Origin of the sequence: Coprobacter secundus subsp. similis (genome assembly GCF_015097275.1) — a bacterium.
GTDB lineage: Bacteria > Bacteroidota > Bacteroidia > Bacteroidales > Coprobacteraceae > Coprobacter > Coprobacter secundus.
Window position 1 is genome coordinate 978,996 of record NZ_AP023322.1, and the last position, 12,694, is coordinate 991,689.

Sequence of the window (12,694 nt, forward strand, 5' to 3'; positions counted from 1 at the left end):
CAAGATATGCGGTTTGTATATGGAAAGCAAATGGTTATGTATCTATCACTTCTGATAATTTGTTTGATTATTATGTTTATATTACGTAATAATTTAAAATCAGAAACTTCCCAAATTCGTGATTATCCGGAAATTTTAAAAGAAGATACTTTACGTATTGTAACAGATTATAATCCTTTGAGTTATTATGTAACACAAGATAGTATCATCGGATTTGACTATGAATTGGCCAATCTGATTAGTAAACGTAGTGGACTTGCCGTGCTTGTTTTCCCGGAAGTAAGTCTTAGTAAAAGTTTGCAAGGTTTGAACAAAAATGAATATGATATTGTCGGAAGAACTTTGCCCGTGACTACAGAAAGCAAACAAGAATACAATTTTACTGAAACTATATTATTGAATAAACAAGTATTGATACAGAGAAAACCTGAATTTAATAATAATACAAAACCTATTCGCAATCAACTTGATTTGGCTCGTAAAACACTTTACATTATAAGTGATGCTCCTACTCGTTACCGTATTGAAAATCTTGCTCACGAAATCGGTGATACGATATATGTAAAAGAGGAAACAAAATATGGTGCCGAACAGCTGGTCATAATGGTTGCTAAAGGTGATATCGAATTTGCTGTGATAAATGAAAATATTGCTCAACAGATGGCGTCAGAATTTCCAGAGATTGATTACCAGACAGATATAAGTTTTACTCAATTCCAATCTTGGGCTTTAAGAAAAACTTCTCCTGTTTTACTTGATAGTCTGAATGTGTGGTTGAAAGATATAAAAGAAAGCCCGGAATTCCAGATTCTGACTAAGAAGTACTTTGGGAAATAACCACTGTAATACCTTTCATCACTTTTTGTCAAAAAGTATTATTCTTGTTTTTCAATAATATTTTCGAATGCTTTCCATAAATTATTTTCAGGAACTGGTGCTGTAATATTTATTATTTTCTTGGATACAGGATGAACAAAGCTTATACACCGGGCATGTAAAGATATTCCTCCATCAGGATTGGAACGATTAAACCCATATTTCAAATCGCCTTTTATCGGAGAACCTATTTTTGCCAACTGGCATCGTATTTGATGATGTCTACCGGTTTTAAGATCAACTTCAAGCAAATAGTAATTATTGCTTTGAGCAATAACCTTATACGACAAAGTTGCTTCTTTCGATTTAGGTTTCATTGATTCATATGCAATAGACTTATTCTGCTTTTCATTTCTTATTAGATAATGTGTCAATGTTGCTTCTTTTTCTTCAGGACAACTTTTTACGATTGCCCAATATGTTTTTTTAACTTCACCATCACGAAACATGTTATTTAATCGAGTAAGAGCTTTACTGGTTTTTGCAAATACTACAATTCCACTTACCGGACGATCAAGGCGGTGTGCTACACCGATAAATACATTTCCAGGTTTGCCATATTTCTCTTTCAACCATAATTTTAAAGATTCAGAGAGCGGTATATCCCCAGTTTTATCACCTTGTACTATTTCAGAAGAGGTTTTATTTACAACAATAATATGATTGTCTTCGTATATTACATCCATATTGATATTTTTTCTGTTTCCATTACAAAGGTAATAATAAAAAGCACCTGAACTTAATGTTCAGGTGCTTTATCTTCAATACATATTTTTATTACATATTCATTCCACCACAACAATGAATTACTTGTCCACTTACATACGAAGACAGATCTGAGGCAAGGAATGTACATACGTTCGCTACATCCTCTGGAGTACCTCCACGACGCAATGGAATTTGCTTTGCCCATTCGGCTTTTACTTCATCGGAGAGTGCTGCAGTCATATCGGTTATGATAAATCCCGGAGCAATAGCATTCGCACGTATACCTCGAGAACCTAATTCCTTGGCAATAGACTTAGCCAAGCCTATCATACCAGCTTTAGATGCAGAGTAATTACACTGCCCAGCATTTCCTGATACACCAACGACTGAAGCCATATTGATTATACTTCCGGAACGTTGTCTCATCATAATCGGAGTTACTGCATGGATAAAATTGAATGCAGACTTCAAATTTACATTGATGACCATGTCCCATTGGGCCTCTGTCATGCGCATCATCAATCCGTCACGAGTAATACCTGCATTATTTACCAGAATATCGATACGCCCAAAATCTTTTGCAATTTCTTCCACTACCTTATGTGTATCTTCGAAATTAGCCGCATTTGAAGCATAACCTTTGACTTTTACTCCCATTGCAGCAATTTCTTTTTCTGTAGCCTTTGCATTATCATCGATTGCCAAATCTGTAAAAGCAACATTTGCTCCTTCACTTGCGAATTTAATTGCAATAGCTTTACCGATACCACGGGCCGCCCCTGTAATAACGGCAACTTTTCCTTCTAATAATTTCATACTTTTTATATTAAACTAAAACATTAATTTACTAATCAAATTTTGACCAAAAATCCCCCGCTGGAATATCCCCCGCCAAAAACAGTAAGCCCGATAAGATCTCCTTTTTTCAGTTCGTGAATATGTTGTGCCAATACCAACATTGCACTGGCCGATCCAGTATTGCCCAATTCCTGAATATTATTTAGGAATTTATTCATATCTAAATTTAACTGATGAGCGACATTTGCTACAATCCTCATATTTGCCTGATGACAAATGATATATTTAAGATCAGGTATGGAGATATTGTTTTTATTGGTCAAATGCTCTAAAACCTCAATCATGTATTTACATGCATGTATAAATACATCCCTCCCTTCCGGCATAGTAATCCCGTCTTCTTTGGGACGCAAGTGCACACCATCTGGACCTTTTCCTATATGACCAAGTCCACGAGTATATACATCTAGAATTTGAGATTCATCTTCATTTTGTTTTTCTTTTGATACAAATAAAGCTACTGCAGCATCACCCCATAAATGTCCACATTTAGGGTCAGATTCATTGCTGTAATAAGTATTATGCTCTGAACATATAATCAAAGCTTTCGAGGCTTTGTTCATTGCAAAATATCCTTCGACCAATTCCAATCCATTTGCAAAAGAAGAACAAGCAGAGGAAAGATACATCGCTTTAGCATTCTCTATTTCAAATTCTCTTTGAATCAAATGGGCCAAAGTTGCAACTGTGTCTCTCGGAGAATAACAAGCTGATACAATAAGATCTACATCTTCTATCGGATAAGGTAATTGTTGCATTGCATTTTTTACAGCGTTTATACCCATTGTCTCTGCATTTTCTCCATTTTCTGCTTTTGATCGGGTCTGTATTCCAGTACGTTGCAATATCCATTCACTTGTCAACCCATTTATTTCAAAAAAATGATCATTCGACACTCTCCCTTCTGGGATAAAATATCCGGTAGCATTAATAAACATAAATTCTGTCTTAAATTATTATTTTTTAATTCCGTATAAAATAAAATCCGTTATATACTCTTTTAAACGAAAACGTTCTATTCCTAAATCTGAGAAATTATCTCTAATGTAAGGAACATCTAGCCCTTTGAGAGAATAATGTAATACGTTAGCTATTGCTGTGACATTGAATATCCGGAACACACCGGTGTTAATACCCTCCTGCAATATTTTTTTTAACAGTTCCACTTCTTGCAAATCTATATTTTTCCGAGCTTGCTCTACTTTCCAGATGTCTCTAAAAAATTCAGCCCGTAAAGAACCGTTCCGAATTACGGTTTCTTTTATTGCATCAAGTCTGGTTGTAATATATCCCATTAATTTTTCTTCAGGAGGGAGGTCTTTGTTGGCCATATTGGTCAACCGTTGTAACAGGTGTTGCAGTTCAGTTTCGATTACAGCTCTGTATATCTCGTTCTTATTTTTGAAATAAGTGTATAATGTGCGCCGACCTTTTTGAGATGCCACTGCAATATCGTTCATGGTCGTATTTTCGACGCCCGACTTTGCAAATAATTGTCTTGCGACATCTACAAGTATTTCTCGTGTTTTAGACATTTCTGTGTATCAATTGCACATTTAACAAAAAACTGCGCAAAAATAATTATTTTCTTTCAATACACAATATTGATAATATCATATTTTATCCTACCATACAAATCAACCATATTTTACGAATTATTTACCAATTGAGGTTGTAATTTTACAATATAACTTTTATAAAGATTATCTCCAATCTGTGTATTTACCCTATTTATTTGAGATTTGCAAATAGTTCTTTATTCGTAAAGACACATTCTGTTCTAATTGTGTTTGGTAAAATAATAATTCTTGTAAATGGAAATTCCCAGGTTTGAATAATTTACTTAAAGAAGGCAGAAAATATTTTTGTTTATCTAATCCCTCTACCAAAAGTACATGATGTAAAGTATCTATTTTTACTGAAACCGAATCATTCAATTGTCCTGATATGGTATCTGTCCTCCAATTTGTCGGGTTGATACAAATACCGTTAGGTGATAGTGCTGTACATAGTGCTTCGACCGAGGATACGGAATTATAGCAAATTATAACACCTGTATCCATTGAATCACGTGCAGCCTTTAAAGCTGGATACTGCAATAGTTCTTTAGGTGTAATTTTATAACCTATAACATAAGCAGCTACCAGCTGGGAACATACACTATCTGGCAATGTCTTAATTAATTCTACTACAGCTTTGGCACCTTGACTGAATCCTGCCAGGATAAAAGGACGTTTATAATTCATTAGGGTAAGGTAATGATAAAATGCATTTTTTATATCCTTCATAGCATAAGCAAAACGATGTTCTATAATACTGTCTCCATTCATCCAAGATTCCAGTGTAATTTGCCGATAATAAGGCGCATAAAAGTTATTTGTTTTAGCAAAGATGTCTTGAGCTAATTTTAGTGACGGAAGGAGTGCATTACGCTGTTTTTCGCAATGAACATCAGCATAGTGCATAATATTTCCAGAAGCATCGTACCAGTCCCACACACAGGTAGGTGCAATATAGAACACATCAACTTTGCTTCCATTATATATCGTTTGATACCAACTATCGGCTGATGCATAATCCGGCTCTTCGGGAAGTCGGTCTTTAACTTGCGCACCGGCTATATTAGACATATTTGTCCAACTAACACAGGCTAAACAGAATACAATGATTTTGAATGCTCTCTTTTGTTTCATCTATTTCTATAATTTTTAAATTTCTTTTTTGTGTAAAAATAATATTTTAAATATACGATTTATTATACACTACAAATATAAGATGTATCTGTGATACTTTTTTATTTGTTTTTGCTGAATTCATTCTGATTAATATCTAATTTTTACGATGTTTTTATTGGATAGTTTCGATGAGTTTATTTATATTTGATTTAAAAAGGTTTGTTATGATATTCTACTTTTCAGGAACAGGAAATTCTAAATATGTAGCTAAAGAAATAGCGGCTTATTTGAATTTGCAGTTATTTTCCATAGCAGAAGAACTTAAAGATAATAAATTACACAAATATGGACTTACTCAAGACTCTGTTTTGGGATTTGTTTTTCCCGTATATTCTTGGGGAGTACCAGTCATAGTACTCAATTTCATCAAGAAAGCCCAATTCAGTAATTATAAAAATCAATATGTATTTTTTGTTTGTACCTGTGGGGATGATACCGGATTAACACCTAGTCAGGTTCGTCAAGCTTTGTCACATAAAGGCATACATTGTAATGCGGGTTTTTCTGTAATCATGCCCAATAATTATATCGTATTTCCGTATTTTAATGTCGATTCTCCTCATATAGAAAGTCAAAAATTGAAAAATGCTCCGGGGAGAATAAGATACATCAGTCAGATGATTGATGAAAGGAAAAATATTTTTGATTGTCATGAAGGAAATCTTCGCTTCATAAAAAGTCGTATTATAAATCCTTTATTTAATAAATTCTTAGTTAAAGATAGTCTCTTTTATGCAACAGAAGAATGTATTAGTTGCAAGATTTGTGAGAAGCTTTGCCCTATAGATAACATTGTTGTAAATATAAAGCCTCAATGGCAAGGAAAATGTATCCAATGTTTAGCTTGTTTACATTATTGTCCTACTCGAGCTATTCAATACGGAAATTTAACTCTTAAAAAAGGCCGCTATCATTTCCCAATAAATCGATAATTTTTTTATAATAGAAGAGAAATATTTTTAAGATAAGAATTTTGTTCCAAAAAGAAGGGTTATATTTGTGTATAATTAAGCACCTAATATATCTTAAGTATGAATAGACAATATGTAAAGTTGTTGATATGCGGTTTTATCGTTTTATCGTGTATATCGTGTAACTCTAAAAAATCAGAAAAAAATGTATCATCAAGTTTGGATAGTGATAGTATTATTTCTACTGAAACAGATACGGCTATAATAGTTACTTTGGACGATACTTTGACTTTTTCGGTGTATCAGAAAAAAATAGAGGCTCATCTCAACAATGATACGAAAATGCCTTATTGTGATTTCAATATCAACATGGTCTATCCATCGGGATTTTCCAACAAAGAAAAATTAAAAAAGTTACAGGGAATATTTATCGAAAATGTATTAGGTGGTACCTATGCCCAATTGACTCCAGTGCAGGCTGGGGATTTGTATATGAAAAACTATATCAATGATTATAAAGAAGAAATGCAAGAATATATAGACGGTCTGAAAAATAAAGGAGAAAAATTGAAATTAGAAGATGAAAATTGGATGAATTATTCTCTTTATTTGTCAACAAAAAGCCTTTTTAATAAAGATTCTATATGGTGTTATAGCTCAGATTTGTATACTTATACCGGTGGTGCTCATGGTATGTCAGGAACAACTTTTCAGGTTATTGATATGAAAAATATCCATATCATAACATTAAAAGATGTATTTGCAGCTAAGGATAGTACAGCACTGACTTCCTTACTGAAAAAACAATTGGCGAAAGATGAAAAAGTTACTACAGTGCAGGAATTAAAAAATAAGGGATATTGGTTAGAAAATCTGAGCCCTACCGAAAATTTTTATGTCAACACTGTGGGGCTTACCTGGTTATATAATCCGTATGAAATTGCACCATATGCTATGGGAACCACCCAGATTACATTAAGTTATAATCAAATAATGCCATATATTTTACCCAATAGTCCTATCAGACGTATATTTCAATAAATGTATTTATGGAGATTTTAAAAAAATATTTTCCTAATCTGTCACCACAGCAGATACAACAATTTGCTTCATTGTATGCATTATATTCAGATTGGAATGCAAAAATCAATGTAATATCCAGAAAAGATATTGAGAACCTTTATATTCATCATGTTTTGCATTCTTTAGGTATAGCCAAAATGATTTCGTTTACTTCAGAAAGTGAGATAATGGATGTAGGTACTGGAGGGGGATTTCCAGGGATACCCTTAGCCATTTTTTTCCCTGAATGTAAATTTCATTTGTTAGACCGTATTAGAAAGAAAATAACAGTAGCAACAGAAATCGCAAAAACTATCGGCTTAGAAAACGTATCCTTTCGGCATTGTGGAGTAGAAGAAGAAGCTCATAAATTTGATTTTATTGTCAGTCGGGCAGTCATGCCTTTGGGTGATTTACTGAAAATTGTCCGTAAAAATATAAAGCAAGAACAAAAAAATGCATTTCCAAATGGACTTATTTGTTTGAAAGGAGGCGAGTTGCAAGCAGAAATAGCTCCGGTCAAAAGACGTACGATAATTTATGACTTAAAGGATTATTTTGATGAAGAATTTTTTGTGACAAAAAAGATTGTTTATGTACAGATTTAATTCAAGAGTGATCACACTATGGAAATAAAGAAATTTGAGTTCAATCCATTTCCGGAAAATACGTATATTGTATGGGATAAAGATACGAAAGAAGGAATTATTATCGATGCTGGTTGTTATTATACTGACGAAAAAAAATCTTTATCAGGCTATATACAAAACAAAGGTATAAATATAAAGCACTTATTGGCAACACATTTACATCTTGACCATAATTTTGGAAGTCCATATATATCAAAGTATTTGAACATTCCTTTAGAAGCGAGCCAAAAAGATGAGTTCTTGCTTTCAGGAATGAAAGAACAAGCATCAATGTTTGGTATGCAGTTACCTGACGAGCCCATTCCAATAGGTCATTACATAGATGAAGGATCTGAATTTCGAATAGGGAAGTATACAATTAGAACAATAGCCGTACCAGGACATTCTCCTGGCAGTCTGGTATATTATTCTCCAGAAGCTCAAGTTGCTTTTGTTGGAGATGTATTATTTCAGGGTAGCATCGGCCGAACCGATTTACCCGGTGGAAGTTATACTCAATTAGTAACAGGAATCAAGGAAAAACTCTTTTCATTGCCCAATGATACAATCGTTTTTTCAGGACATGGCCCAGAAACAACCATCGGATATGAAAAAGAAAATAATCCCTATTTGACATAAATTATAAGATTCCCGTCTCTCTAAACATTTTTTCATAAACCCGGGCTTTTTCCTCTATAGGTCGAGGATAAGCTCTGGAAGAGGATGGCATACGATATAATCTGAAAGTTTGCGAGTTCCAAGTAAATGTGCTATGCTCCCCTACTCTCGGTTCTGTTGCATCAATAAGAGATAATAAAATTTCTGTTGCTTTTTGTCCGGTTGTTACCAATGCTTTACAATCAGGAATTTGTGGTAATATTTTTGCAAGCTCAATTTTTTCTACGACTTCCAAGAATTTATCAGATGCATTATCATTTAATCTAATAATTGCTTGTGCAGTATCACCTAGGGCTATTCCTTTCTTTTCTAAAAACTCTTGTATACGTTCTTTATTAAAATGCTTTTTGTCTGTTTCAAGGAAATATTCTTTATTCGAAAAAAATATCCATCCGAATATTCGCCACATATCGTTTTGCAAATTAGGATAAAAGAATTCCATAGACCAACGTTTTCTCTGTGGATGAAAACTACCCAACATTAATATCTTAGCATTGTTAGGAAGAAAAAATCCTAATTCGTGATATTCAATTTTGTTTTCTTTTAAATACATATTTTCTGATTCTTACCTCAAATATAGGAAAAACAGAGAATTTATGTTCTATTTTTCTGAAAAAATATCCTTTTCAGATTTATAGACGAAAATAATTTGATTATATTCCTATATTTGTAGAAAACTATTTTATATAAAAAAGTTTTATTATATTTAAATTCATCATATTATGATCAAGAGAGATTTATACCTTATACTTCTTCTTATTATTTCACATGCCTGTGACGTATTCGAATACCATCCTTACGATACTAAACTGGGAAACGAATATGAAAATATCAACAAGAGAGAGATAGAGAAGATCAAAAACAAATCGAGTTCCGGAACATTCAAATTTGCCTTTATGGGAGATACACAGCGTTTTTATGACGAGACCGAAAACTTTATTGACCATATTAACGGACGCAGTGATATTGATTTTATAATTCATGGTGGAGATGTTTCGGACTTTGGATTGAAGAAAGAATTTATCTGGCTCGAAGACAAGATGAAAAGACTAAAAATTCCTTATGTTACTTTATGTGGGAACCACGATGTTTTAGGATCAGGGATAGAAATATATTCGATAATGTATGGACCATTGAATTTTTCATTTATATATAATCGTGTAAAGTTCATTTGTCTAAATACGAATGCACTGGAATTTGATTATTCAACTCCTGTTCCCGATTTTGATTTCATGCTTGAGGAAATCAAACCGGCTGATGACTATGACCGAACTATTTTTGTAATGCATGTCCCACCCGGAGATATTGAGTTCAATAATAATGTGAAAATGACATTTGCTTATCAAATTAAGCAATCTCAAAATTTACTTTTTTGTTTGCATGCTCATACTCACACATTTGCAATCAACGATTATTTTGATGACGGAACATTGTATTATGGGTGTGATAGTATGCAAAAAAGGTCGTATTTACTTTTTACTGTTACACCTGAAGGATATGATTATGAATTGGTTCATTTTTGATAAAAATCGTGTGCTTAAATTCGTTTTAGGTATTATAATCTTTGTTCTGTGTTTTCCGAATTCGAGTCATGCTCAATCCGATTCCATCAATGAAGTTACACTAAAATACGAACATCGAATAGCGAAATATAAAAAAAGATGGTCAAACATTATACCTGATTATACTAAAATCCAATTTGCCGGAGGTATGGGATTATTGTCCGCCGGAATAGGATGGGATTATGGAAATAAACATTGGGAAACAGATCTATTACTTGGCTTTTTGCCCAAATTTTCAGGAGATGAAGCCCACGCCACTATAACACTAAAAGAAAATTATATCCCTTGGAAAGTTATTTTAAGTCATGAGACCGACTTTTCACAATGGATGTTAGAACCGTTTACCGTCTCACTTTATTTCAATAAAATTTTCGGTGATACTTTTTGGCAAAAGCCACCTAAAAAATATCCTAAAGGGTACTATTATGTAGCAACAAATTTACGTATCAATTTAGCATTCGGACAAAGAATAAACCTTCATTTTAAAAATCCGAGATTTAGTAACGCAATGTGCATATTTTATGAAGTATGTACAAATGATTTGTATATTATGTGTGCAGTACAGAACAAAACCCTTAAATTGCATGATATTTTTAGCCTTTCTCTCGGAATTAAATTTCAAATATTATAAAATATAAAGCCGCACATTTTTATAGGAAATGTGCGGCTTTACTTATATTGAAAAATCAGGCTTTTATTACATCATTCCGCCCATTCCACCCATTCCAGGAGCAGGCATTGCAGGAGCAGGATTTTCTTCTTTCTTATCAGCTATAACACATTCTGTAGTTAAGAACATACCAGCAATTGAGGCTGCATTTTCTAATGCTACCCGTGTTACTTTAGCAGGATCGATGACACCGGCAGCAAAGAAGTTTTCGTATTCTCCTGTACGAGCGTTATATCCATAATCACCTTTACCGTCTTTTACTTGTTGCACTACGACAGCTCCTTCTACACCTGCATTGGCAACAATTTGACGAAGAGGTTCTTCTATCGCACGTTTTACAATTTCAATACCGGTAGTTTCGTCATCGTTTTCACCTTTCAGATTTTCTAATGAACTTATGCAACGGATATAAGCTACACCACCACCGGGAACGATGCCTTCAGCGATAGCAGCACGAGTTGCACTCAAAGCATCATCTACGCGGTCTTTCTTTTCTTTCATTTCAACTTCAGACGCAGCACCAATGTAAAGTACAGCTACTCCTCCAGCTAATTTAGCTAAACGTTCCTGCAATTTTTCACGATCGTAATCAGAAGTTGTAGTTTCGATTTGAGCTTTTATCTGAGCTACACGAGAAGCGATAGCGTCTTTATCTCCTGAACCGTTAACGATAGTAGAAGTTTCTTTATTGACTGTCACTTTTTCAGCACGGCCTAACATATCAACCGTTGCGCCATCAAGTTTCAATCCTTTTTCTTCAGAAATTACAACACCACCAGTAAGTACGGCAATATCTTCCAACATCTCTTTGCGACGGTCACCAAAGCCTGGAGCCTTTACAGCACATACTTTAAGAGAACCACGCAGACGATTTACTACCAAAGTAGCCAAAGCTTCGCTGTCAACATCTTCTGCAATGATTAATAAAGGACGTCCAGACTGTGCTGTAGCTTCAAGGATAGGAAGCATTTCTTTGAGAGAGGAAATTTTCTTATCAAAAATAAGGATGTATGGATTTTCCATTTCACATTCCATCTTCTCTGTATTGGTTACAAAATATGGTGAAATGTAACCCCTGTCAAATTGCATACCTTCAACGATTTCAACTGTCGTATCAGTACCTTTGGCTTCTTCTACCGTAATAACGCCTTCTTTTTTTACTTTTTTCATTGCTTCAGCAATGAGTTGCCCGATTTCACCATCATTATTTGCAGAAATACGAGCTACAGATTCTATTTTAGCGAAATCATCACCAACTTCTTCTGCCTGAGCTTTGATACCTTCTACAACTTTTGCAACAGCTTTATCTATACCACGTTTTAAATCCATCGGGTTTGCCCCTGCTGCAACATTCTTAAGACCTACGTTTACGATAGATTGAGCAAGAACTGTTGCTGTTGTTGTTCCGTCACCTGCATCATCACCGGTTTTCGAAGCAACTTCTTTCACTAATTGAGCTCCCATGTTCTGGAATGGATCTTCCAACTCGATTTCTTTAGCTACCGTTACTCCGTCTTTGGTAATATGAGGTGCCCCAAATTTTTTCTCAATAATTACATTACGACCTTTCGGGCCCAATGTTACTTTTACGGCGTTAGCCAATTCATCAACACCTTTTTTAAGCTCTTCACGAGCTTTAATATCAAATTTAATTTCTTTTGCCATTGTAGTACTTTGTTTAAACAGTTCGAATTAGATAATAGCTAAAATGTCAGATTGACGCATAATGAGGAATTTGTCTCCATCCAGTTCAATTTCCGTACCGGCATATTTACCATATAGTACATTATCTCCTGTCTTTACGACCATTTCTTCATCTTTTGTTCCGTTACCTACGGCAATTACTTCACCTTTTAAAGGTTTTTCTTTTGCAGAATCAGGAATTATAATTCCTCCAACTGTTTTTTCTTCTGCAGGTGCCGGTTTGATCAACACTCTGTCTGCTAAAGGTCTAATGTTCATTGTTATTATATTTTTAGTTATTAATATTAAACAGATTCTGATT

15 protein-coding genes are annotated in these 12,694 nt (G+C 34.1%); 7 read left to right on the top strand and 8 right to left on the bottom strand.

Annotation, left to right across the window (positions count from 1 at the left end; all coding sequences use genetic code 11):
* Positions 1-6 precede the first annotated feature (6 nt).
* The gene (locus tag Cop2CBH44_RS03670) at positions 7-837 is read left to right on the top strand and encodes a transporter substrate-binding domain-containing protein (protein WP_021931265.1); all 831 of its coding nucleotides are present in this window, start codon (positions 7-9) and stop codon (positions 835-837) included.
* A 38-nt stretch (positions 838-875) separates the two neighbouring features.
* Here Cop2CBH44_RS03670 and Cop2CBH44_RS03675 read toward each other — a convergent pair whose 3' ends face one another.
* The 5 genes from Cop2CBH44_RS03675 to Cop2CBH44_RS03695 form a co-directional block, all read right to left on the bottom strand.
* The gene (locus Cop2CBH44_RS03675; protein WP_021931264.1) at positions 876-1,562 is read right to left on the bottom strand and encodes an RluA family pseudouridine synthase; all 687 of its coding nucleotides are present in this window, start codon (positions 1,560-1,562) and stop codon (positions 876-878) included.
* A gap of 91 nt (positions 1,563-1,653) precedes the next feature.
* Entirely contained in the window at positions 1,654-2,400 is a 747-nt protein-coding gene (gene fabG, locus Cop2CBH44_RS03680) for a 3-oxoacyl-[acyl-carrier-protein] reductase (RefSeq protein WP_021931263.1), read from the bottom strand.
* A 35-nt stretch (positions 2,401-2,435) separates the two neighbouring features.
* The gene (locus Cop2CBH44_RS03685; protein ID WP_200755562.1) at positions 2,436-3,380 is read right to left on the bottom strand and encodes a 3-oxoacyl-ACP synthase III family protein; all 945 of its coding nucleotides are present in this window, start codon (positions 3,378-3,380) and stop codon (positions 2,436-2,438) included.
* Between the two features lie 18 nt (positions 3,381-3,398).
* Positions 3,399-3,977, bottom strand: a complete 579-nt coding sequence (locus Cop2CBH44_RS03690) for a TetR/AcrR family transcriptional regulator (RefSeq protein WP_021931261.1) — start codon at positions 3,975-3,977, stop codon at positions 3,399-3,401.
* A 192-nt stretch (positions 3,978-4,169) separates the two neighbouring features.
* Positions 4,170-5,135, bottom strand: a complete 966-nt coding sequence (locus Cop2CBH44_RS03695) for a DUF3089 domain-containing protein (RefSeq protein ID WP_021931260.1) — start codon at positions 5,133-5,135, stop codon at positions 4,170-4,172.
* A 206-nt stretch (positions 5,136-5,341) separates the two neighbouring features.
* Between Cop2CBH44_RS03695 and Cop2CBH44_RS03700 the strand changes: the two genes are divergently transcribed.
* From Cop2CBH44_RS03700 to Cop2CBH44_RS03715, 4 genes are all read left to right on the top strand, one after another.
* Positions 5,342-6,109, top strand: a complete 768-nt coding sequence (locus Cop2CBH44_RS03700; RefSeq protein ID WP_055097071.1) for an EFR1 family ferrodoxin — start codon at positions 5,342-5,344, stop codon at positions 6,107-6,109.
* Positions 6,110-6,208: 99 nt separating this feature from the next.
* Positions 6,209-7,129, top strand: coding sequence for a DUF3298 and DUF4163 domain-containing protein (locus Cop2CBH44_RS03705; RefSeq protein ID WP_021931258.1), 921 nt, complete (start codon positions 6,209-6,211; stop codon positions 7,127-7,129).
* An 8-nt stretch (positions 7,130-7,137) separates the two neighbouring features.
* Positions 7,138-7,758, top strand: coding sequence for a 16S rRNA (guanine(527)-N(7))-methyltransferase RsmG (gene rsmG, locus Cop2CBH44_RS03710; protein WP_021931257.1), 621 nt, complete (start codon positions 7,138-7,140; stop codon positions 7,756-7,758).
* A gap of 18 nt (positions 7,759-7,776) precedes the next feature.
* A complete protein-coding gene (locus Cop2CBH44_RS03715; RefSeq protein WP_200755563.1) occupies positions 7,777-8,418 on the top strand; it encodes an MBL fold metallo-hydrolase in 642 nt (213 codons plus the stop codon).
* A 1-nt stretch (position 8,419) separates the two neighbouring features.
* Here Cop2CBH44_RS03715 and Cop2CBH44_RS03720 read toward each other — a convergent pair whose 3' ends face one another.
* The gene (locus Cop2CBH44_RS03720) at positions 8,420-9,010 is read right to left on the bottom strand and encodes a uracil-DNA glycosylase family protein (RefSeq protein WP_021931255.1); all 591 of its coding nucleotides are present in this window, start codon (positions 9,008-9,010) and stop codon (positions 8,420-8,422) included.
* A gap of 169 nt (positions 9,011-9,179) precedes the next feature.
* Here Cop2CBH44_RS03720 and Cop2CBH44_RS03725 point away from each other — a divergent pair, with 169 nt between their 5' ends.
* Together Cop2CBH44_RS03725 and Cop2CBH44_RS03730 are read left to right on the top strand one after the other, a co-directional pair.
* Positions 9,180-9,980, top strand: coding sequence for a metallophosphoesterase family protein (locus Cop2CBH44_RS03725; RefSeq protein WP_200755564.1), 801 nt, complete (start codon positions 9,180-9,182; stop codon positions 9,978-9,980).
* Positions 9,961-10,650, top strand: a complete 690-nt coding sequence (locus Cop2CBH44_RS03730; RefSeq protein ID WP_055097073.1) for a hypothetical protein — start codon at positions 9,961-9,963, stop codon at positions 10,648-10,650. The genes Cop2CBH44_RS03725 and Cop2CBH44_RS03730 overlap by 20 nt, the downstream gene beginning before the upstream one ends.
* Positions 10,651-10,716: 66 nt before the next feature.
* Here the strand turns inward: Cop2CBH44_RS03730 and groL are convergent, their stop codons facing one another.
* Positions 10,717-12,354 (bottom strand): chaperonin GroEL, encoded by a 1,638-nt coding sequence (gene groL, locus Cop2CBH44_RS03735; RefSeq protein WP_021931252.1) that lies wholly within the window; start codon positions 12,352-12,354, stop codon positions 10,717-10,719.
* 27 nt (positions 12,355-12,381) lie between these two features.
* Positions 12,382-12,651 carry a co-chaperone GroES gene (locus Cop2CBH44_RS03740; protein WP_021931251.1) on the bottom strand — a complete coding sequence of 90 codons (270 nt, stop codon included), beginning with the start codon at positions 12,649-12,651 and terminating at the stop codon, positions 12,382-12,384.
* Positions 12,652-12,694 lie beyond the last annotated feature (43 nt).